This is a genomic window from Bradyrhizobium sp. Mp27, assembly GCF_029953005.1.
In the GTDB taxonomy this organism is placed as follows: domain Bacteria; phylum Pseudomonadota; class Alphaproteobacteria; order Rhizobiales; family Xanthobacteraceae; genus Bradyrhizobium; species Bradyrhizobium barranii.
Genome location: NZ_JASAUS010000003.1, coordinates 89,298 through 109,435 on the forward strand (window position 1 = coordinate 89,298; position 20,138 = coordinate 109,435).

The window sequence follows — 20,138 nt, forward strand, 5'->3', positions numbered from 1 at the left end:
TTCAGGCGCTCTTTCGTTGCGCGGCAGCAAGGCCGCAGAGGTTAGCACGGGCGACGGCGTCCAGACGCGGGCCGTCTTGTTGTACGATCGAATCCATGCCGATGCGATCATGCAGGGCATCGAGGGTCTCGCGGCGAATGTCGATGGTCGCCGCCATGGTCCAGGCGTTCTCCACCAGCTCGGGCAGACCAAGCGGCGTCACGACGAAGCCGGCCTCATGGAAGCGCGGCAGCCACCAGGTCTCCATGATCGCGCTGACCTGCGCGATTCCCTGATTGAGGCAGAACTCCTGCACTGCCGCCATCAGTTGCAGGTTGAGAGCGCCGTCGCGGCGATCGCGCACGACGAAGTAGCGCGACCATTCCCAGACCAGCGGATTCGCGGGGCAACCGCGAACCGATGCCAGATGCGGGAAGACCTCGCTCATCATCGAGGGCTTGGTGGTGGGGTAGAGCCGATGACCGCCGACGACGCGCCGGCCTTCCAGCGCGAGCAGATAGACAGTGTCCTCGTCGTCGTAGGAATCGACCTCGCGGCAATCAGGCCGGCGCAGCGTCTCCCAGTGCCGCTCCTCGACGAAGATATCGTGGCGTAGTCGGAAGTGCTGTTCGAGTACGTCTTCGTAAAGGTGGCGATTGACCGAAGAAATTGCGTGAATCATGAAAACCCCCATTCAGCCTGAATGAGGGGCAGCCTCCGCGAAAAGAGGCAGGTTCGATATTGGGAAATTTCCCAGTACGTCGCTTAGGGATTGATGATCTTGTTGCGAATCGCCAGTGCAACCGCATGCGTACGGTTGACGGCACCGAGCTTGCGCGCGGCGGTTGCAAGATGCTCTTCTGCGGTGCGCTGCGTGATGTGCAGGATCTCGCCGATCTTCCAGGCCGACTTGCCCTGCGAGGCCCAGGCGATCACCTCGCGCTCGCGCGGGGTGAGACGCGCCGACAGATGCGGCGCCGGATCCAGCAGGCGGCGAATATGGTCGAAGCCATACATTGCCATCAGGTGCAGTGCCGGCTTGCTGCGGGGATTGAGGTCGAGATGGACGCCGCCGAGCGACACCGCCGCCTCGTAGCCGGTGAGCCCGTGGATCGGCACGATGAAGCCGCGCGACATGCGAAAATCGCCGGCGCGGTTCATCACCTCGGCCGCGTCCGGCTCGAGCTCGGCATCATAAGGCGCTTCCGACCACTCGAACGGATTGACCGATTGCCGACACAGCCGCACCACGGGGTCGACGCGGTCGTAGTTGTTCTGGGTGTAGAGATTGAACCATCCTGCCGGCCAGCGCTTGGCGAGCACCATCTGCGCGAACCGCTGATCGGGATTCGGCAACCCCGTCACGATGATGGTTTCGAAGCCGAAGCGACCGAACGCCGCCTCGAGCGCATTCATGGCGTCCGGTACCTTGCGATAGGCCCCCAGGCCTTCGATGAAGTCGAGCGCTTCCCGGCCATAATCTACGGCGTCTACGGCGGACATCGGTGCGTTTCCTGAGCCTCGCCGTCGGTATAGCACGTATTTGGGAGCTGCCTCAATTCGCTGCTTCCGTAGTTTACCGGCCCTCGTCTGCACCCGAGATTTAATCTACTTGTGGAGGAAGTGACGTCAAGTTACACCTATGGCGTCTGAAGCGGGAAAATCACGATGGAAGACGAGGACATCGCCCTCAACAGCGTGCTCGGCCTGGAACTCAACCGCGTGTTTTTCGCCGTCCGCGAAACGGCAAACAAGCAGAAGATCATCGAGTACGCGCGCGAAGTGCTGCAGCGCGAACGCGCGGAGCGGCCCGGCAGCGCGTCGCCCGAGAGCCCGGCGAGCTAGAACGCAGTCACAGGTGAGGCGTACGTTCTGCGCGAGCGGCGCCCTTCCATTCGAACGTGCCGATTTTGGCCGAAACATTCTGACTGCGAAGTTAATCAGTAATTGTTGCCGGTGAGCGAGCTGCGCTCTTACCCTCCCCTGGAGGGGGAGGGCGAAGCGCCGCCCGCTCCGTCGCACACTTGCCGCTGGCTGACATCACGGCTCTCGTGAGATGATCGCCACCACGATCCTCCTTGGGATGCCCACGAGATGATGACGCTGCGCCAGGTTGAAGTGATCCGTGCCGTGATGGTGACGGGTACCATCGGCGGCGCGGCGAAGCTGCTCAACGTGTCGGCGCCGGGGATCAGCCGGCTGGTCAAATACACCGAGCGCACGCTCGGCATCCGCTTCTTCCAGCGCCAGAACGGACGCTATTTCCCGACGCCGGAAGCCGAGAACATCTTTGAGCAGATCAACGGCGTCTACAAGAAGGTCGACGACCTCTCCGAGCTCATCTCCAAGATCGGCCGCGGCGGTTTGTCGGAATTGCGCATCGGCTCGGTGCCGAGCATCTCCCAGGTGATGGTGCCGCGCGCGATCGAGCGCGTCCGGCGCCGCTACCCCGATCTCGGCATCGACATCAACATCCTCAAGCTCGAGGAGGCCATCGACTACCTCCTGCTCGGCCGCGGCGAATGCGTGGCGATGAGCTATCGGCTCGAGCATTCCGGGCTCGACTTCATGCCGCTCGCCTCGGGTGAGCTCTATTGCATCGTGCCCCCGGGTCACGAGCTTGCCGGCCGCAAGCAGGTCTCGGCGGCCGAGATCACCCGCTATCCGCTGATCGGCATCGATCCCAACGATCCCTACGGCCGGATCATGGCCGGGATCTTTGCGCGCCACCGGCTCGACTACAACATCACGATCCGCGCGCGCTTCGGCACCACGGTATGCGCGCTGGTGAAGGCAGGGCTCGGCATCGCCATCATCGACCAGTTCACGGTGGCCCATGGCGGCTATCCGGGAATCGAGCTGTTGAAGATCACCGAGCCGACGCGGTTCGAGACCTATATCGCGGTGAAGCGCGGCGCGCCGTTGTCGCTCCATGTCGAGTATTTCATCGAGTCCCTGCGCGCCGAGATGCGCACGGTGGAGCCGTCCCGCAGCGAGGGCAACGCCGCCCCGGCACGCGGGCGGAAGAAATAACATTATGTTAGGTTTGCCCAATAAATGGGTAATTGTGTTAGGCACGGGAAAGGCTATCGTCGCAACTGGAAGCCCCCTTGGAATTGTGCGGATTTCCCCGCTAATGGCCAGGACCCAACGCTCCCAACGAGACGATAGCCAACCATGTCCAAGCGCGGATACGCCGCCAGCAAGAAGCTTCTCACCGGCCTGATCGGGGCGCCGATCGCGCATTCCGCCTCCCCTGCCATGCACGAGCGGGCCGCCGAGGCGCTTGGCCTGCGCGGTCACTACCAGCTCATCGAGGTCGCCGGCGCCGATGCGGCCGGGCTCCGCATGATGCTCGAGGGCGTGCGGCGGCTCGGCTTTGCCGGCGTCAACGTGACTTACCCTTACAAGGAAGCGGTGGTCCCGCTGCTCGACGAGCTGGCGCCGGGCGCGGCCGCCATGGGCGCGGTCAACACCGTCGTCGCCAAGGACGGCCGGCTGATCGGCCACAACACCGACACGACCGGGTTTGCGCGCGCGGTCGCGCCGCTGCTGGCACCGTCCGGAAATGCAGTCGCCGTGATCGGAACGGGCGGCGTCGGCAAGGCGATCGCCTTTGCGCTGGCGAGCCTGAAGGTCTCCGGCCTCCGAATCTTCGACAGCGAGACGGCGCGCGCCGAAAAGCTTGCTTCATTGCTTGCCAGGCACGGCGGCGCCACGGTGGCGAAAAGCGTCGAGGACGCGCTCGACGGCGCAACCGGCCTCGTCAACGGCACGCCGGTCGGCATGCTGCCGAACCGGGGCATGCCGGTGCCGGCGACCTTACTGCACGAGAAAATGTGGGTCGCGGACGCCGTCTATTCACCGCTGATCACGCCGCTGCTGGCAGCGGCACAGGCCAAGGGCGCGCGGATCATGACCGGGCGGGAGCTCGCGATCTACCAGGCCGCTGACGCCTTCGAATTGTTCACCGGCCTTGCCCCATCGACCGAGGTCATGGGAGAGGCATTTGACGAGGTGATGGCGGCACGAAGCGCAGCCTACCACGCAGCGTAACCGAAGCGGCCGGACACAAGGCCGCGGACAACATCAACGAAAAATGGGAGGAGTGACCATGAAATCGACCCTAGTGGCAGGCGCCTTGCTTGCCTTCGCGACTGCAACCAGCGTCCACGCGCAGGCGATCAAGCTCGCCGACGTCGCCGAGCTCTCGGGCGGCGGCGCCACCGTCGGCACCAACTGGAAGAACGGCATCGACCTCGCGATCGAGGAGATCAACGCCAAGGGCGGCGTGCTCGGCCGCAAGTTGGAGGTCACCCACGCCGATTCGCAGTCCAACCCCGGCGTTGCCCGCGCCCAGGTGCAGAAGGCGCTCGACGCCGAGCCCTATGTGCTGCTCGGGCCCGGCTATTCCGGCTCGGTCAAGGTGACGGCGCCGCTCGCGGCCGAAGCCGGCATCGCGCAGATCATGGGCGGCGAAGCCGCCGAGCTGACGCAAGCCGGCAACAAGTTCCTGTTCCGCACCTCGTTCGGCCAGCAATCGTCGATGCCGAAGGTCGCAAAATACATCCACGACGACATGAAGGCGAAGACGGTCGCGGTGGTCTGGGTCAACAACGACTTCGGCCGCGGCGGTCGCGACGTCGTCGTGAAGGAACTCGACCGGCTTGGCTCCAAGGTGGTCGCCGACCTCTCGACCGAGGCGGGCCAGGCCGACTTCGCCGCCGACGTCGGCAAGATCAAGGCCGCCAATCCCGATGCGGTGTTCGTCTACCTGAATGAAGAAGAGAGCGCGCGCATCCTGAAAGAGCTGAAGCGCCAGGGCGTCACCGCGCCGCTGATGGGCGAGACCACGCTGATCGGCCAGAAGGTGATCGAGCTCGCCGGCGATGCCGCCAACGGCGCGCGCGGCCATGTCGGCCTCACCACGGACGCACCGGTCGACCTGATCAAGGCGTTCCGCGACAAGTTTTCCAAGAAGTACAATTACGTGCCCGACCATAACGGCCTGAAGGGCTATCTCGCCGTCTACATGGTCAAGGCCACCACCGAGAAGATGGGCAAGGTCGACAGCAAGGCGTTCGCCGACACGCTGCACGGCCTGACCATCAAGGCCGCGGACGAGCCGGGCATCCTGATGGACGTCACCTTCAGCGAGACCGGCGACATCGACCGCCAGAGCTTTCTGGTCGAGGTGGTCGAAGGCAAGCAGGTGGTGAAGCAGGTGCTGCCCAAGGTGAAGTGACGATCTTCGCCTCTCCCCGCGCCCGTCCCGCCGAAGCTTCAGCGAAGGCGGATGCGGCGGGAGATCTCTCCTCTCCCTCTCCCGCTCTTCGCGGGGAGAGGGGTGGGGTGAGGGGTGCTTGTGCAAGGACGGTGAGAGATGGGCTCGCGGATAGAGCCCCTCACCCCGCCCTCTCCCCGTAAGAACGGGGCGAGGGAGACGACAGAGCTGGGCGAGGGACACGAGAGGGGAAAATGTCCAATCTGTTCGATCTTCTGGTCGCGGGACTGGCCACCGGCGCGATCTATGCGCTGGTCGCGGTTGGCTTCACGCTGCTGTGGCAGACCTCGCAGACCATCAACTTCGCGCAAGGCGAGTTCGTGATGCTGCCGGCGTTCCTGATGCTGGCGGCGATGCATGCCGGCGCGCCGTTCTGGCTCGCGATCATCCTCGGCATCCTGCTCTCGATGATCCTGCTGGGCCTCGCTTTCAAGATGTTGCTGGTCGATCCGATGATGCGCCATGGCGTGCTGCCGCTGGCGATCGCGACGATGGCGCTCGCGATCGGCATCAAGGAGGCCGTGAAGCAGTTCTTCAGCGCGGAGGCCTCGCCCTTCCCCTCGATCGTGCCGACCGGTGATATCTCCATTCTCGGACATGCCGTATCGCTGCAAAGCATCGGCGTCCTCGTCCTCGCCATTCTTGCCGTCTTCGGCCTGACGAGCCTTCTCAACCGCACGTCGCTCGGTCACCAGATGCAGGCGGCGGCGCAGAACCCGACAGTGGCGCGCATCATCGGCGTCCCGGTCGAGCGCATGATCCTGCTGACGTTCCTGATCAACGCCTTCCTGGTCGCGCTGGCGTCGCTTTTGATCACGCCGATCTATCTCGCAAAATTCTCCTCCGGCGAGGTGCTCGGCCAGGCCGCCTTCATCGCCGCGATCGTCGGCGGCTTCAACCAGGTGCGCGGTGCCATCGCCGGCGGCCTCCTGATCGGCGTGCTCGACAATCTCGCGGCCGCCTATGTCTCGACGCAGTACCGCGCCGCCGTTCCGATGATCTTCCTGATCGCCGTCATCCTGTTCCGGCCGCAGGGCTTGCTCGGCCGCGCCGAGGAGCGCACCGTATGAGCGGCTTCGCCAAACCGTTGAAGATCGCGCTCGGCCTCATCGTCATTGCCGGCCTGATCATCGTCCCCATGAACTTCAACCGCTACGGCCTGTTCATCCTGAGCCAGTGGGCGGTGATGAGCATCGCCGCCATGGGGCTCAATTTGACGCTCGGCTATGCCGGCCAGGTCTCGCTGGCGCAAGGCGCCTTCGTCGGCATCGGCGCCTATGCGGCCGCGATCATGACAACCCATGGCTGGCCGCTGCCGGCGGCGATCGTGGTCGCGATCGTCTTGAGCTTCGCGGTCGGCTGGGTGCTCGGCTATCCCGCGCTGCGCGTGCAGCACCATTACCTTGCCTTCGTCACGCTCGCCTTCTCCACCCTCGCCTTCCTGGTGTTCCGCAACGAAAGCTGGCTCACCGGCGGCATCTACGGCATCTCCAACATTCCGCGGCCGCACATATTCGGCATCGCGACCAACAAGCCGCTGCCCTTCTACTATGTCTGCCTCGGCTCGCTTGCGATCGTGTCGCTCGCGGTGTGGTGGCTGATCCGCTCGCCCTGGGGCCGCGCCTTTATGGCATTGCGCGAAAATCCGCTGCGCGCGCAGTCGCTCGGCGTCGACACAAGGCGCTATACGCTGATGGCCTTTGCGATCGGCTCGGCGCTCGGCGGCGTCGCCGGCGCGCTCTATGCGCCGCTGACGCAATATATCGATCCTGTTCCCTTCAACCTGTCGCTCTCGCTCGACCTCCTGATGATGGTGATCGTCGGCGGTGCCGGCTTCTATTTCGGCCCCTTCCTCGGCGCGATGATCGCGGTGCTGTTGCCGGAATGGCTGCGCTTCACGGAAGGGTATTATCTGATGCTCTACGCGGTCGCCGTGATGCTGCTGTTGATCTGGTCGCCGACCGGCATTCTGGGAATTCTCGATCGCTACCTCGCCGAGCGCCGCACCAAGGCGGCCTCTGCGCTGCGCGCCGTCGCAAAGTCCCGGCTGGAGACGGTGCAATGAGCGCGGTCCTGGAAGTCACCGGCATCAAGAAGAATTTCGGCGGCATCAGCGCCGTCGACGGCGTCTCATTCGACGTCCGCGAAGGCGAGATCCTCGGCCTGATCGGACCGAACGGCTGCGGCAAGTCGACCCTGTTCAACTGCATCCTCGGCCAGCTCACACCATCAGGCGGCGAGGTCAAGCTCGACGGCAAGGTGGTCACGGGCCTGCGTCCCGCCGAGCTCAACAAGCTCGGGGTCAGCCGCACCTTTCAGCTCCTGCAGGTCTTCCCAAAGCTCTCGGTGCGCGAGAACCTGATCCTCGCGGGGCAGGAGCACCAGGGCAATATGGCCTCGCGCCTGGTCGGCCGCTCCGATGCCGGGCTGACCCAGACCGCGAACCAGATGATCGGCTTCTTCAAGCTCGACCATCTCGCCGACGAGCCGGCCGGCGGGCTCTCCTATGGCCAGCAAAAACTGCTCGATGCCGCGATGGCCTTCATGGGCGGGCCACGCCTCGTCCTGCTCGACGAGCCCGCCGGAGGCGTCAACCCGTCGATGCTGTCGGACCTGAAGGACCGACTGGTCGCCATCAACCGCGAGAAGAACGCGACCTTCGTCGTGATCGAGCACAACATGGAATTCGTGATGTCGCTGTGCTCGCGCGTGATGGTGATGGCCGAAGGCAAGGTGCTGGCGATGGGGCGGCCGGACGAAGTGCGGAAAAATCCCGCCGTGATCGAAGCCTATCTCGGACATTAGGAAGCCATCATGAGCGACCCGATCCTCTCGGTTCACAATCTCGTCGGCGGCTACGGCAAGATGACGATCCTGAACGGCACGACATTCGCCGTGCCGCAGGCGACCATCACCACGATCATCGGCCCCAACGGTGCCGGCAAGTCGACCGTGTTCAAGGCGATCTTCGGCCTGTTGAAGCTGCGCGAAGGCAAGATCAGCTTTGCGGGCCGCGACGTCACCAATTTGAGCCAGCGCGCGCTGCTCAATGCCGGCATCTGCTACGTGCCACAGGGCCGCAACATCTTTCCGGAGCTCTCGGTCCGCAGCAATATCGAGCTTGGTGGGGTCTCGGCCGGCAAGGGCATCGACCTGCCCGCACGGATCGAGGCCGCGCTCGACCTGTTTCCCGCGCTGCGCCGCAAGTCGGCGCAGCAGGCCTCCACACTCTCCGGCGGCGAGCAGAAGCAGCTCGAGATCGCGCGCTCGCTGCTGCTCGAGCCCAAGCTCGTGCTGATCGACGAGCCCTCGATCGGCCTGTCGCCGCTGATGGTGCAGCAGACCTTCGACATCCTGAAAGGCTTGCGCGACCGCGGCGTCACCATCCTGATGATCGAGCAGAACGCGCGCTCGGCGCTGGAGATTTCCGACATCGGCATCGTGCTCGAGCTCGGCCAGACCCGCATGGTCGACGGCGCGAAGCGAATTCTGAACGATCCGCGCATCGGCCAGCTCTTTCTCGGCGGCGCCATGGAGGACAACGCAGCATGAACAAGCGTTCGATCGCGACCGTCTCGCTCTCGGGCAGCCTGGACGAGAAGCTCCGCGCCATCGCATCAACCGGGTTCGACTCGGTCGAGATCTTCGAGAACGATCTGCTGTCGTTCGGCTCGGGTCCGCGCGAGGTGGCGCAGCTGTGCAAGGACCTCAATCTCGAGATTTGCGCATTCCAGCCGTTCCGCGATTTCGAGGGCATGCCGGAGCCGCAACGGGCACGCAACTTTGCCCGCGCCGAGCGCAAGTTCGACCTGATGCAGGAGCTCGGCACCGATCTGCTGCTGATCTGCTCCAACGTCTCGCCCGCCTCGCTCGGCGGCATCGATCGCGCCGCGGACGATTTTCGCGAGCTCGGCGAGCGCGCGGCCAAGCGCGGCTTGCGCGTCGGCTATGAAGCGCTAGCCTGGGGCCGCCATGTCAACGACTACCGCGATGCCTGGGAGATCGTGCGTCGCGCCGATCATCCCGCGATCGGCGTCATCCTCGACAGCTTTCACGCGCTCGCGCCCGGCTTTCCGGTTCGCGCCATGGCCTCGATCCCCGGCGACAAGATCTTTCTGGTGCAACTGGCCGACGCGCCGAAGCTCGAGCTCGACATACTCTCATGGAGCCGGCACTTCCGCTCCTTCCCCGGCCAGGGCGACCTCCCGGTCGGTGAATTCATGCAGGCCATCGCGGCGACCGGCTATTCCGGGCCGCTGTCGCTCGAAATCTTCAACGACCAGTTCCGCGCCGGCTCATCCGCGCAGACCGCGGTCGACGGCCTGCGTTCGCTAATCCTGCTGGAGGACCAGCTTGCACCGGATTGGCCGAAGCTTGCCGGCGAGCCACTGGCGCCGAAGGCCAAGAGCCATGGCACCGGCTTCATCGAGTTTGCCGTCAACGAGACCAAGGCGGTCGACCTCGCCGGCTTGTTCGCGCAGCTCGGCTTCCGCAAGACCGGCAAGCATCGCAGCAAGGCCGTGGAGCGCTGGTCGCAGGGCAAGGTCGAGCTCGTGATCAATTGTGAGACCGACGGCTTTGCGCATTCGCATTACGTTACACACGGCCCCGGCGTCTGCGCGATTGCGCTCGACGTCGACAATGCCGGTCTCGCCATGCAGCGCGCCGAAACGCTGAAGGCGCGAACCTTCTACCAACCGGTCGGGCCGGGCGAGCTGGAGATTCCCGCGATCCATGGCGTCGGCGGCAGCCTGCTCTACTTCCTCGATCAGGCCGGCAAGAACTGGGATACCGATTTCGAGCCGGTCGCAAGTGACGCGAACGCCGACGCCCTGCTCGCCGTCGATCACATCGCGCAGTCGATGCCCTACGACGAGATGCTGTCCTGGCTGCTGTTCTACACCGGCATCCTCGACCTGAAGCGGCTGCCGCAGATGGAAATCGCTGACCCCCGTGGCCTCGTGCAGAGCCAGGCCGTCATCAACGCCGACCAGAGCCTGCGCTTCGTGCTCAACGGCTCATCCGCCAACCGCACCCTGCCGGCGCGCTTCATCTCGGAGTTCTTCGGCTCAGGCGTGCAGCACGTCGCGTTCTCCTGCCGGGACATTTTTGCGACGGTCGCCGCGATGCGCAAGCGTGGCGCGGATTTCCTGGATATCCCCGATAACTACTACGACGACATCGAAGCCAAATATGACCTCGCGCCCGACCTGATGGCGCAACTGCGCGCCAACCACATCCTCTACGACCGCGAAGGCGACGGCGAGTTCTTCCAGGTCTACACCCACATCTTCGATGAGCGCTTCTTCTTCGAGATCGTGGAGCGAAGGGACTATCAGGGATTTGGCGCAGCCAATGCCGGGATCAGGCTCGCGGCGCAGGCCCGCGAGGTAAGGCCTGCGAGCATGCCGCGGGTGTAGGTCTGTTTCCCCTCTCCCCATGTGGGAGAGGGTGGCTCGCCGCAAAGCGGCGAGACGGGTGAGGGGTCTCTCTCCGCGAGCACATCTCTCACAGTTGAATACGCGGAGAAAGACCCCTCATCCGGCGCCATAGCCGAAGCTTTGCTTCGGCGTTCTTAAGAACGGCGGCCGAAGGCCGCCTATGCCACCTTCTCCCACAAGGGGAGAAGGGGCAGCGCGCTCGTGGTTAGTTCAGCTCACTTCATCGCGCACTTGTCGTGGAAGCGATCCTGGTCGTTCTCCACGATCGTCGCGACCGTCTTCAGCGAGAGCTGACCTTCGCCGTCCTTGACCACGTCCTGGAGATAGAAGCTCTGCACCGGGATGTGGTTCTTGCCGTATTTGAACGGGCCGCGCAGCGACTTGAAGTTGGCCTTCTCCATCTCGGCCTTCATCGCGTCCTTCTTGCTGGTGTCGCCCTTCACCGCAACCACCGCGCTGTTGATGAGCTGGGCCGCATCATAGGCCTGCGCGCCGTAATAGGTCGGGCGCAGATTGGGATACTTCTTGCGGTAGTCGGCGACGAAGCGCTTGTTCTGCTCGTTCGGGAGGTCGTTGACCCATTCCTGCGCGCCGGGAACGCCGAGCGCGTTCTCCTTCTGGAGCGGCAGCGACAGCTCGTCGACCGTGAAGGCGGTGTAGAGCGGCATCGTGCTCTTCAGGCCGGCCTGCGCATATTGATTGAGGAACTGCACGCCGGCCGCACCGGGATAGAACACGAAGATCGACTCGGCGCCCGAGGCCCGCGCCTTGGAGAGCTCGGCGGAGAAGTCGAGCTGGCTCGGCCAGACCGTGTATTCCTCGCCCTTGACCTCACCCTTGAACGTGCTCTTCAGGCCTGCGAGCATGTCCTTGCCGGCCGCGTAGTTCGGCCCGATCAGGAACACGCTCTTGACGCCCTTCTGGTTCATGTAGAGGCCCATGGCGGCGGGCGTCTGGTCGTTCTGCCAGGAGGTCGAGAACACGTAAGGCGAGCACAGTTCGCCGGCGAGCTGCGACGGCCCGGCATTGGCCGAGATCAGGAAGGTCTGCGAGTCCACCGCGGTCTTGAGCGAGGCCAGAAGCACGTTCGACCAGATGTAGCCGACGATGAAGTCGACCTTGTCGGACTGCACCAGCTTCTCGGTCTTCTGCTTGCCGACATCGGGCTTCTGCCCGTCATCCTCGTAGATCACCTCGACCGGCTTGCCGTCCATCTTGCGGCCGATGTGATCCAGCGCGAGCTCGAAGGAATTGCGCATGTCGTTGCCGATCACGGCAGTCGGGCCGCTGAAGGTCGAAACGAAGCCGATCTTGATGGTGTCGCCGGCGAAAGCCTGATTTGCCAGCACCAGCGCCGCTGCGCCCGCCAGCCAGAATGCCGTCCTCATAACCACTCCCCTCCTTATTATTGATCCCGGAAACGGGGTGATCGCCGCCCCCGGGTCTGTCTCTAATTGAACGTAAAATCTGTCGCGCCGCCAATGGCTCAGCGCCCGCCCCTGCACCATATTTCGCCCCAATCGAGGATGGCAAGAAATATAATTCTACTCACTTCGGCCAAGACCGGTCCAAGCCTGCGGCGCTTTTTCGCGGGATGACGATATGCCCCGCCTATGCCGCGATTGATGACGGCTATTGGACTAAAGCGCCCAATGCGCACTTAGATGAAGGAGAGCAGCAGCGAGATTCGAGGGTGTATCATGGCCGCAAATCCCCACCGCGTTGTCATCGTCGGAGCCGGCTTCGGCGGGCTGGAGGCGACCCACCGGCTTGCGGGCGCGCCGGTCGAGATCACGCTGATCGACCGCCGCAACCATCATCTGTTCCAGCCGCTGCTCTACCAGGTCGCGACCGCCTCGCTCGCGACCAGCGAAATCGCCTGGCCGGTCCGGCACCTGATGCGCGACCGGCGCGAGGTCACGACCCTGTTTGCGACGGTGAGCGGCGTCGATGCCGACCGGCGCTGCGTGCTGATCGACGACGGCAGCGAGGTGCCCTACGACACGCTGGTGCTCGCCACCGGCGCCCGCCATGCCTATTTCGGCCATGACGAGTGGGAGCAGTTCGCCCCCGGCCTGAAGACGCTGGAAGACGCGACCACGCTACGCCGTCACATCCTGGTGGCATTCGAGCGCGCCGAGCGCGAGACCGATCCGGCCAAACGCGCGGCGCGGCTGACCTTCGTCATCGTCGGCGCCGGCCCCACCGGCGTCGAGCTCGCCGGCACCATCGCCGAGATGGCGCACCACACGCTCCCCGCCGACTTCCGCAACATCGACACCCACAAGGCACGCGTGGTGCTGATCGAGGCCGGACCGCGCGTGCTCGCAGGCTTCCCCGATGATCTCTCGGCCTATGCGCAGGCCTCGCTGGAAAAGATCGGCGTCGAGGTCGTGCTGGGCCAGGCCGTCACCGAGATCAACCGTGAGGGCGTCGTGTTCGGCGGCAAGCTGCTCGAAGCAAAGACGCGGATCTGGGCCGCCGGCGTGCGCGCCTCGCCCGCCGCCGAATGGCTGGGCGCACCAAGCGATCGCGCCGGGCGCGTAGAGGTCGACGACGACCTGACGATACCTGGTCATCCCGAAATCTTTGCGATCGGCGACACCGTTGTGATCAACGCCTGGGAAGGGAAGCCAGTGCCCGGCATCGCGCCGGCCGCCAAGCAGCAGGGCCGGCACGTCGCCGAGACCATCAAGGCGCGCCTGCGTGGCGAGAACAAAGGTGCATTCCGTTACAAGCACTCCGGTAGCCTCGCACAGATCGGCAAGCGGCTCGCCGTGATCGATTTCGGCAAGGTCAAACTGCGCGGCGCCATCGCATGGTGGATCTGGGGCATCGCCCACATCTACTTCCTGATCGGCCTGCGCCACCGCCTCAGCGTCGCCCTGAGCTGGCTCTGGATCTACGCCCGCGACCAGCGCGCGGCGCGGTTGATCACGCAGGGGAGTAGCAAGGTGGCGTAGGGACGCTGCCTCTTCTCCCTCTCCCCGTTCTTACGGGGAGAGGGTTGGGGTGAGGGGCTTCTCTCCACACGCGAGATCGTTGATAGACCTGTACCCCCTCACCCGGATCGCAAGAGCGATCCGACCTCTCCCCGCAAGCGGGGAGAGGTGAAGCAAGGCCGCGCGCGCGGCACTACTTCACCAGCTCGCATCCGCCCTCCGCGAGCGGCCGGAACGCCTGGTCCGCGGGAATCGTCGAGACCAGCTTGTAATAGTCGTACGGATATTTCGACTCCTCCGGCTTCTTCACCTCGAACAGATACATGGGATGCACCACGCGGCCGTCCTGGCGGATCGTGGTGTCGCCGAACAGCTTGTCCTTACCCCTGAACTTCTTCATCTCGGGTACAGCGTCCTTCGCATTGTCGCTGCCGGTCGCGGCGACCGCGTTCAGATAAGCGAGCGTCGAGGCATAGACGCCGGCCTGGTTGCCGCTCGGCATCTTGCCGTTCATGCCGGGCCGCGCCGCAAATCGCTTGGCAAAGGCGCGGGTATCGTCGTTCATGTCCCAGTAAAACGCTTCCATGAGCTGGAGGCCCTGGGCGACCTTGATGCCCATGCCATGGACGTCGTTGATGAAGAGCAGGAAGGCGACGAGCTTTTGCCCGCCTTGCTGGATGCCGAACTCGGCAGCCTGCTTCACCGCGTTGATGGTGTCGCCGCCGGCATTGGCGAGGCCGATCACCTGCGCTTTCGAGCCCTGCGCCTGCAACAGGAAGGAAGCGAAGTCGGAGGTGCCGAGCGGATGCTTCGAGGAGCCGAGCACCTTGCCGCCATGCCCCTCGATGTATTTCTGCGCCTCCGCCTCGATGCCCTTGCCGAGCGCATAGTCAACCGTGAGGAAATACCAGTCCTTGCCGCCGCGCGACATCATCGCGGCCGCGGTGGTGTTGCCGGTCGCCCAGGCATCGTTGACCCATTGGATCGTATTGGGCGAGCAGGCCTTGCCGGTGAGATCCGAGCTTGCGGTCGACGACGCCAGGAAGGTCATGCGGCTGTCGCGCAGCAGCGTGTTGATGGAGAGGCCGACGGCCGAATTCGGCACGTCGACGATGGCATCGACGCCTTCGACATCGAGCCATTTGCGCGCGATCGCATTGCCGACATCGGCCTTGTTCTGGTGGTCGGCATAGACGATCTCGACCTTGACGTTCTTGCCGCCGCCGTTGAAATCCTCGGCCGCCATCCGCGCAGCCTCGACCGAGCCCATGCCGTTGGTGTCCTGGAAGATGCCCGAGATGTCGTTGAGCACGCCGACGCGCACGACGTTGTCGGAGATCTCGGCGCTCGCCGCACCGCTCACGAGGCTTGCGGCCAGCGCGAGTGTCCATTTCAGGTGTTTCATCATTTCCTCCCCTTTGTGTGTCACGCCGGTCGCCGCCGGCACGTTCTGGAATCAGACCTGCCGTTCCGGCAATCTCAGCACCAGCCCGTCGAGCGCGGGCGTGATCATGATCTGGCACGCCAGCCGGCTGTTCGGCAGCCGCTCGGCGGCGGTGCCGTCGAGCAGCGCGTCTTCGTCATCGGCCATCGCAGGCAGGCGCGCGAGCCAGGCTGCGTCGATACAGACGTGGCAGGTCGCACACATGGCATTGCCACCGCACTCGGCCAGGATGCCGTCGAGACCATGGCGGGTCGCGGCCTGCATGGCGCTTTCGTCGCCTGAAGTTTCGACACGATTGGACTTGCCGTCGGCATGGATGAAAGTGATGGCTGGCATCAAGGCTCCTCGTCAGGCCGGGGTGATGGTGACCGGCAGGCTGTCGAGCCCGCGCAGCGTGTTGTTGAAGCGGCGTTTCGGCTCGCCCGTGATCTCGATCTTCGCGATACGCCGCGCCAGCGCCGTCAGCATCACTTCGCCTTCGAGGCGCGCGACGAGCTGACCGACGCACATGTGGATGCCGGAGCCGAAACCGACATGGCCGGACGAGCGGCGCGTGATGTCGTAGCTGTCGGGCTTGTCCCAGCGGCGCGGATCGCGATTGGCGGCGGCAAGGAACATCAGCACCTTCTCACCTTCGCCGATCGTCGCGCCTGACAGCTCGACCTCACGTGTGGTGGTGCGGAAGAAGGTCTGCACCGGGCTTTCGAAACGAACCGCTTCCTCGAAGGCGCTCCGCGCGAGCGTGAGATCGCCGCGCAGGCGCTGCCATTGCTCGGGGAAGCGCGCGAGGCAATAGACGGCCGCGCCGATGCCGTTGACAGTGGTGTCGAGGCCAGCCGACAGCAGCGAGCGCACCAGCAGTGGCGCTTCGGTGGCCGTGATCGCGCCCTCGTCGACCTGGGCATGAATGCAGGCGCCAAAGCCGCGGGGCGCAAGGTTCTCGCGCTGGCACTGCTCGGCAACATAGGCTTGATGGGGCGTCGACCGCGCAATCGCCTCCCGGCGCAGCTCATTGGGCGGCCCAAATGCGTTGAACACGACGCTCGCGTAGGGAATCAGATGCTCGCGCCCCTCGGATTTCAGCCCGAGCGCGTCCGGGAAGATCGAGAGCGGATAGGCCTCGGCGAGGTCGGCGATCGCGTCGAAGCTGCGCCTTTCGATCAGCGCGTCCACCCGCTCCTCGGCCGCCGCGGCAAAGCGGTCGCGTACCTGCTTCATCACGGTCGGCGACAGCACCTTCGAGAGCACGGCGCGGGTTCGCGTATGCGCGGGCGGATCGGCCTCGAGGATCAGGCTCGGCGGCCGCCACGGCGTCTCCTTCTTGAAATCGGAGAGGCCGACGCCGCGGCTGGAGCAGAACGTCGCGGGATCGTTCAGCACGGCGTGGACCTCGGCATAGCGTGCGACGCCATAGACGTTCCATTTGTCGAGATAGACGACCGGACCCGCCTCCCGCAGCAGCTCGTGCGTGGGATAGGGGTCGGCGAAAAAATTCATATCGAAGGGATCGACGTCGAGATGCGGGACGCGCGATGCGGCGGAGCCAGGTGCGCTCATTGGAGTCCTCCCTCATTTTGATCTTGTGAAAGGGCCGCGCTTGCCCTTAGGTCTTCGGACACGCCGCGAGACAAAAGACCGATATGCCGCCGTCTTCGACCAGAGCCCGCCAAAGGCCCGCACCCGCCGAAACCGGGCCGACGCTCGATCTCGACCGTTATGTCCCGGCTTTCATCACCTTCATCGCCAACAAGCTCTCGAACAGCGCCACCGCGTTCTACCAGCGCGAGTTTGGCGTCAACGTCACGGAATGGCGGATCATGTCGCTGCTGGCGATTGAGCCCGGCATTCCCGCCTCGCGGATCTGCCACGTCATCGGCTTCGACAAGGGCCCGGTGAGCCGGACGCTCGCGGGGCTGGAGAAGCGCGGACTGGTCTCGATTCGAACCGACCCGAACGACGGCCGCACCCATTCGATCTCGCTGACGGCGAAGGGCCGCACCACCCATGACAAGGTGATCATCGCGGCGTTCGAGCGCGAGCGGCGGCTGCTGTCCTGCCTGAGCAAGGACGAGCGCGAGGTGCTGATCGATCTGCTGCGCCGGCTGCACGAAAATCTCGGCGCAGTGACCGGCAGCACCACTACCTGACGCGCGCGTGAAGCGCGCGGCATCGCCGCCTTCAGGCATACGCCGGCGCTTGCCCGCGGCCACCTCTCTGCCGAGCATCGTTTCCTCCAGGATCAGGCGCAGCGGTTCCCCCGCCGTCATCCTTGTCGGGAACGGTTCGCACAAATTAGTTGCTTAAGCAACAAAAGAATCATGCATGATATTGCGGCAGAATGGTTGCCCTGGTTTACGAGACAGTTCCATCCCCGTCATTGCGAGCGCAGCGAAGCAATCCAGGGGCTTTCCGCGGAGGGATTCTGGATTGCTTCGCTGCGCTCGCAATGACGATGTGGAGAGAGCGTGGCCTCACTCCGACTTGATCTGCCCGTGGCTACAGACCGATCCACTCACCCGAGGCATCATCATTCACCCGCGCCACTGCATCGGCGCGCCGCGTCAACACGGCGCGCTGGTTGATGTACCCCTTGTCGGTGATCTCGCCGCCGTCCACCGACGGCGGCTCGGCGAGCAGCAGCGCGCGCGTGGCGTGGCCGGAGGAGTTGGTGCCCTGCTGGTTCAGCTTCGCCAGGCCCAGCGCGATCGCGGTCCTGACCTTGCCATGCGCGAGCACATCGTTCACGCCCGCCGTCTCGGGTAAGCCGGCATGGGCGCGGCAAGCAGCCAAGTTCGGAAAGACCAGAAACCGCACCTCGTCGCCGCCATGGCCGGTGACGACGATGTCCTGCGCGAGCGGCGCCAGCGCGGCGATGCCGGCGACGCGCAGCGTGCCGACGCTGACCCAAGTGCCGGAGTTGAGCTTGAAGTCCTCCGCTACGCGGCCATCGAAAAACAGACCTCGCTCCGGTCTGTTCGCATCGGCGAGCTTCACGGCATCGCCAATGAGATAAAAGCCCTCGTCGTCGAAAGCCTGCTTCGTCAGCTCCGGCGCCTTCCAGTAACCCGGCGTGACATTGGGGCCGCGCACGCGCACCTCCAGCTTGTCGCCCGACGTGACGAGCTTCAGCTCGGTGCCGGGAATGGGCACGCCGATATTGCCCGAGCGCTCCGCGAGGAAATGACAGTCGGTCGCCAGCGGTGACGTCTCGGTCGAGCCCCAGGCCGACACCATCGGCAGCGGACGACCAACAGTCCCTACCGAAAGCTGCTCGAGCGCATCCCAGAGGTTCTGCGGCAGCGCGGCGCCGGCATAGAAGGCGAATTTCACCTCGCTGAAGAAGCGGCGGCGCAGCTCCTCGTCGCCGCGCAGCGCTGCGATCAGCATGTCGAAGCCGCGCGGCACGTTGAAATAGACCGTCGGCATCACGCTTTTCAGATTGGCGAGTGACGTTGCGAAGAGACCGGGCGCGGGCTTGCCGCCGTCGATATAGAGCGCCCCGCCGTTGCGCAGCACGAGATTGAAATTGTGGTTGGCGCCGAACGTGTGGCTCCAGGGGAGCCAATCGAGAATGACGAGATCGCTGTCAGCCTGCTCAAGGAACGTCCAAGTTTGCGCCTTGGCCTGCTGGCTCGAGGTCAGCATGCGCTGCGTGTTGATGACGGCTTTCGGCGTGCCGGTCGAGCCCGAGGTGAACAGGAATTTTGCGATCGTATCCGGAGTCACCGCGGCGAAGGCTTTTGCGACGTCGGGGATTTCAGGCGTCGCCGCGATGGTGCGGAAGGCCAGCGCATCGGCATCGCCGGCATTGCCACTGATGATCTGCGCCTTGTGCAGCGGCTCGATCGCGGCCAGCGCCGCGGCAAACGGCTTTGTCGCCGAGACATAGATCGCGCCCGGCTGAAGCAGCGCGATCATGCTCTTGAGCTTGTCGAAACCTTTCGACATCAGCGAATAGGCCGGCGAGATCGCGGCCGAGGGCACGCCGACATGCTGGGCGGCCAGCGCGAGCAGCGCGTGGTCGATGCTGTTGTCGGAGAGGATGACGACGGGACGCTCGGCGCTGAGCTCTTGCGCCAAAATCCAGCTCGCCGCTGCGCGTACCCGCCGCAGGGCGCCCGCGTAGGTCATGGTGGCCCAGGGCGTGTCGGCGCTGTCACGCTCGGCGAGGAAGATCGTGTCAGGCGTCTGCCGCGCAAAATGCTCCAGCCAGTCGCCGATGCAGCGGGCGCTGTCGCGCAAGGGTTCTGGCGAGCGCAGCACGATGCTGCCGTCGGGGCGATGCTCGGCGACGGTCTTGGGTGTTGCGAACAGGCTCGAAGCGTCACCGCGTGCGGCGGTTGTCATGGTTTCCTCCTCGCCCTTATCAGGGATCGGCTACAGCCTCGTTCCGGGCCGCTTTGGCCATATTGTTGGGCACGACAATTGTTGTCGTCAACAACAATCTTCCGTAGGGGCCTTCGAGGCGCTAAGGTTGCACGGCAGGAGAGATCACGTGACAGCCAGCGCAGCCCGAACTGAGCCCGGCCCCTCCCCACGCAAACGTGCCGGCAACGGCGCGGCGCGGCCGAACGACGCGGACGAGATCGGCCTCGACGCGCTGGTCGGGCACGCCGGTTATGCGGTACGTCGCTTCCAGATCTGGATCTTTCAGGACTTCATCAAGACGCTCGGCGCGGTCGACATCAAGCCGACGCAGTATTCCGTGCTGACGGTCATCGGCGCCAATCCGGGCCTGTCGCAGATGGCGGTGGCGAAGCGTCTCGGCATCGAGCGCGCCCGGCTGGTGCATCTGCTCGACAGCCTCGAACAGCGCAAGCTGGTGAAGCGGGTCAAGTCGAAGGCGGACCGCCGCTCCCACGCGCTGCACCTCACCGCACCGGGGGAGACGGCGCTGGCCAAGTTCAAGCGCCTCGCTGCGGAGCACGAGCGGCATGTCGTGGAGAAGATCGGCAAGGAGAACCGGGAGCGGCTGCTCCAGATCCTTGCCGGCTTCACCTGATCAACGCTGCCCAATATTTGCGCAAATGCCCTATCAGGGCGCTGGC

19 protein-coding genes are annotated in these 20,138 nt (G+C 64.6%); 12 read left to right on the forward strand and 7 right to left on the reverse strand.

The window, feature by feature from the left end; translation table 11 throughout:
* Position 1: 1 nt before the first annotated feature.
* Both QJT78_RS03390 and QJT78_RS03395 read right to left on the reverse strand, forming a co-directional pair.
* Entirely contained in the window at positions 2 to 661 is a 660-nt protein-coding gene (locus QJT78_RS03390; RefSeq protein ID WP_038942134.1) for an acyl-homoserine-lactone synthase, read from the reverse strand.
* Positions 662 to 744: 83 nt separating this feature from the next.
* Positions 745 to 1,482, reverse strand: a complete 738-nt coding sequence (locus QJT78_RS03395; RefSeq protein WP_028148059.1) for a LuxR family transcriptional regulator — start codon at positions 1,480 to 1,482, stop codon at positions 745 to 747.
* A 165-nt stretch (positions 1,483 to 1,647) separates the two neighbouring features.
* On the opposite strand from QJT78_RS03395, the gene QJT78_RS03400 reads away from it, so the two are divergent.
* The 9 genes from QJT78_RS03400 (at position 1,648) to QJT78_RS03440 (ending at position 10,683) form a co-directional block, all read left to right on the forward strand.
* Positions 1,648 to 1,824 carry a hypothetical protein gene (locus QJT78_RS03400; RefSeq protein WP_014491261.1) on the forward strand — a complete coding sequence of 59 codons (177 nt, stop codon included), beginning with the start codon at positions 1,648 to 1,650 and terminating at the stop codon, positions 1,822 to 1,824.
* 249 nt (positions 1,825 to 2,073) lie between these two features.
* Complete coding sequence (locus tag QJT78_RS03405) at positions 2,074 to 3,012, forward strand: LysR family transcriptional regulator (protein ID WP_028148060.1); 939 nt, start codon at positions 2,074 to 2,076, stop codon at positions 3,010 to 3,012.
* A 144-nt stretch (positions 3,013 to 3,156) separates the two neighbouring features.
* The gene (locus tag QJT78_RS03410) at positions 3,157 to 4,035 is read left to right on the forward strand and encodes a shikimate dehydrogenase (protein WP_028148061.1); all 879 of its coding nucleotides are present in this window, start codon (positions 3,157 to 3,159) and stop codon (positions 4,033 to 4,035) included.
* Between the two features lie 58 nt (positions 4,036 to 4,093).
* Positions 4,094 to 5,224 carry an ABC transporter substrate-binding protein gene (locus QJT78_RS03415; protein ID WP_028148062.1) on the forward strand — a complete coding sequence of 377 codons (1,131 nt, stop codon included), beginning with the start codon at positions 4,094 to 4,096 and terminating at the stop codon, positions 5,222 to 5,224.
* Positions 5,225 to 5,457: 233 nt separating this feature from the next.
* Complete coding sequence (locus QJT78_RS03420) at positions 5,458 to 6,333, forward strand: branched-chain amino acid ABC transporter permease (RefSeq protein WP_028148063.1); 876 nt, start codon at positions 5,458 to 5,460, stop codon at positions 6,331 to 6,333.
* The gene (locus QJT78_RS03425; RefSeq protein WP_014491256.1) at positions 6,330 to 7,328 is read left to right on the forward strand and encodes a branched-chain amino acid ABC transporter permease; all 999 of its coding nucleotides are present in this window, start codon (positions 6,330 to 6,332) and stop codon (positions 7,326 to 7,328) included. Before QJT78_RS03420 ends, QJT78_RS03425 begins: the two co-directional genes overlap by 4 nt.
* Positions 7,325 to 8,068 carry an ABC transporter ATP-binding protein gene (locus QJT78_RS03430; RefSeq protein ID WP_028148064.1) on the forward strand — a complete coding sequence of 248 codons (744 nt, stop codon included), beginning with the start codon at positions 7,325 to 7,327 and terminating at the stop codon, positions 8,066 to 8,068. Before QJT78_RS03425 ends, QJT78_RS03430 begins: the two co-directional genes overlap by 4 nt.
* A gap of 9 nt (positions 8,069 to 8,077) precedes the next feature.
* Positions 8,078 to 8,815 carry an ABC transporter ATP-binding protein gene (locus QJT78_RS03435; RefSeq protein WP_028148065.1) on the forward strand — a complete coding sequence of 246 codons (738 nt, stop codon included), beginning with the start codon at positions 8,078 to 8,080 and terminating at the stop codon, positions 8,813 to 8,815.
* Positions 8,812 to 10,683 (forward strand): sugar phosphate isomerase/epimerase and 4-hydroxyphenylpyruvate domain-containing protein, encoded by a 1,872-nt coding sequence (locus QJT78_RS03440; RefSeq protein ID WP_038942132.1) that lies wholly within the window; start codon positions 8,812 to 8,814, stop codon positions 10,681 to 10,683. The genes QJT78_RS03435 and QJT78_RS03440 overlap by 4 nt, the downstream gene beginning before the upstream one ends.
* A gap of 236 nt (positions 10,684 to 10,919) precedes the next feature.
* On the opposite strand, the gene QJT78_RS03445 is transcribed toward QJT78_RS03440, so the two are convergent.
* On the reverse strand, positions 10,920 to 12,092 hold the full coding sequence (locus QJT78_RS03445; protein WP_028148067.1) for an ABC transporter substrate-binding protein: 1,173 nt from the start codon (positions 12,090 to 12,092) through the stop codon (positions 10,920 to 10,922).
* A gap of 312 nt (positions 12,093 to 12,404) precedes the next feature.
* Between QJT78_RS03445 and QJT78_RS03450 the strand changes: the two genes are divergently transcribed.
* The gene (locus QJT78_RS03450) at positions 12,405 to 13,667 is read left to right on the forward strand and encodes an NAD(P)/FAD-dependent oxidoreductase (protein WP_038942131.1); all 1,263 of its coding nucleotides are present in this window, start codon (positions 12,405 to 12,407) and stop codon (positions 13,665 to 13,667) included.
* 172 nt (positions 13,668 to 13,839) lie between these two features.
* On the opposite strand, the gene QJT78_RS03455 is transcribed toward QJT78_RS03450, so the two are convergent.
* The 3 genes from QJT78_RS03455 to QJT78_RS03465 are packed head-to-tail and all read right to left on the reverse strand — an operon-like array spanning position 13,840 to position 16,647.
* On the reverse strand, positions 13,840 to 15,051 hold the full coding sequence (locus QJT78_RS03455) for an ABC transporter substrate-binding protein (protein ID WP_028148069.1): 1,212 nt from the start codon (positions 15,049 to 15,051) through the stop codon (positions 13,840 to 13,842).
* A 51-nt stretch (positions 15,052 to 15,102) separates the two neighbouring features.
* Complete coding sequence (locus QJT78_RS03460) at positions 15,103 to 15,426, reverse strand: 2Fe-2S iron-sulfur cluster-binding protein (protein WP_028148070.1); 324 nt, start codon at positions 15,424 to 15,426, stop codon at positions 15,103 to 15,105.
* A gap of 12 nt (positions 15,427 to 15,438) precedes the next feature.
* Complete coding sequence (locus tag QJT78_RS03465) at positions 15,439 to 16,647, reverse strand: cytochrome P450 (RefSeq protein WP_038942129.1); 1,209 nt, start codon at positions 16,645 to 16,647, stop codon at positions 15,439 to 15,441.
* Between the two features lie 83 nt (positions 16,648 to 16,730).
* Between QJT78_RS03465 and QJT78_RS03470 the strand changes: the two genes are divergently transcribed.
* The gene (locus QJT78_RS03470) at positions 16,731 to 17,237 is read left to right on the forward strand and encodes a MarR family winged helix-turn-helix transcriptional regulator (RefSeq protein WP_028148072.1); all 507 of its coding nucleotides are present in this window, start codon (positions 16,731 to 16,733) and stop codon (positions 17,235 to 17,237) included.
* 349 nt (positions 17,238 to 17,586) lie between these two features.
* On the opposite strand, the gene QJT78_RS03475 is transcribed toward QJT78_RS03470, so the two are convergent.
* Positions 17,587 to 19,437 (reverse strand): feruloyl-CoA synthase, encoded by a 1,851-nt coding sequence (locus QJT78_RS03475; RefSeq protein WP_038942128.1) that lies wholly within the window; start codon positions 19,435 to 19,437, stop codon positions 17,587 to 17,589.
* A gap of 148 nt (positions 19,438 to 19,585) precedes the next feature.
* On the opposite strand from QJT78_RS03475, the gene QJT78_RS03480 reads away from it, so the two are divergent.
* Positions 19,586 to 20,092 (forward strand): MarR family winged helix-turn-helix transcriptional regulator, encoded by a 507-nt coding sequence (locus QJT78_RS03480; protein WP_028148074.1) that lies wholly within the window; start codon positions 19,586 to 19,588, stop codon positions 20,090 to 20,092.
* Positions 20,093 to 20,138: the final 46 nt, after the last annotated feature.

Bases quoted from the DNA above. Each gene is read 5' to 3' on its own strand.
- QJT78_RS03390 (WP_038942134.1), bottom strand. From the start codon at position 661: ATGATTCACGCAATTTCTTCGGTCAATCGCCACCTTTACGAAGACGTA.
- QJT78_RS03395 (WP_028148059.1), bottom strand. From the start codon at position 1,482: ATGTCCGCCGTAGACGCCGTAGATTATGGCCGGGAAGCGCTCGACTTC.
- QJT78_RS03400 (WP_014491261.1), top strand. From the start codon at position 1,648: ATGGAAGACGAGGACATCGCCCTCAACAGCGTGCTCGGCCTGGAACTC.
- QJT78_RS03405 (WP_028148060.1), top strand. From the start codon at position 2,074: ATGATGACGCTGCGCCAGGTTGAAGTGATCCGTGCCGTGATGGTGACG.
- QJT78_RS03410 (WP_028148061.1), top strand. From the start codon at position 3,157: ATGTCCAAGCGCGGATACGCCGCCAGCAAGAAGCTTCTCACCGGCCTG.
- QJT78_RS03415 (WP_028148062.1), top strand. From the start codon at position 4,094: ATGAAATCGACCCTAGTGGCAGGCGCCTTGCTTGCCTTCGCGACTGCA.
- QJT78_RS03420 (WP_028148063.1), top strand. From the start codon at position 5,458: ATGTCCAATCTGTTCGATCTTCTGGTCGCGGGACTGGCCACCGGCGCG.
- QJT78_RS03425 (WP_014491256.1), top strand. From the start codon at position 6,330: ATGAGCGGCTTCGCCAAACCGTTGAAGATCGCGCTCGGCCTCATCGTC.
- QJT78_RS03430 (WP_028148064.1), top strand. From the start codon at position 7,325: ATGAGCGCGGTCCTGGAAGTCACCGGCATCAAGAAGAATTTCGGCGGC.
- QJT78_RS03435 (WP_028148065.1), top strand. From the start codon at position 8,078: ATGAGCGACCCGATCCTCTCGGTTCACAATCTCGTCGGCGGCTACGGC.
- QJT78_RS03440 (WP_038942132.1), top strand. From the start codon at position 8,812: ATGAACAAGCGTTCGATCGCGACCGTCTCGCTCTCGGGCAGCCTGGAC.
- QJT78_RS03445 (WP_028148067.1), bottom strand. From the start codon at position 12,092: ATGAGGACGGCATTCTGGCTGGCGGGCGCAGCGGCGCTGGTGCTGGCA.
- QJT78_RS03450 (WP_038942131.1), top strand. From the start codon at position 12,405: ATGGCCGCAAATCCCCACCGCGTTGTCATCGTCGGAGCCGGCTTCGGC.
- QJT78_RS03455 (WP_028148069.1), bottom strand. From the start codon at position 15,051: ATGAAACACCTGAAATGGACACTCGCGCTGGCCGCAAGCCTCGTGAGC.
- QJT78_RS03460 (WP_028148070.1), bottom strand. From the start codon at position 15,426: ATGCCAGCCATCACTTTCATCCATGCCGACGGCAAGTCCAATCGTGTC.
- QJT78_RS03465 (WP_038942129.1), bottom strand. From the start codon at position 16,647: ATGAGCGCACCTGGCTCCGCCGCATCGCGCGTCCCGCATCTCGACGTC.
- QJT78_RS03470 (WP_028148072.1), top strand. From the start codon at position 16,731: ATGCCGCCGTCTTCGACCAGAGCCCGCCAAAGGCCCGCACCCGCCGAA.
- QJT78_RS03475 (WP_038942128.1), bottom strand. From the start codon at position 19,437: ATGACAACCGCCGCACGCGGTGACGCTTCGAGCCTGTTCGCAACACCC.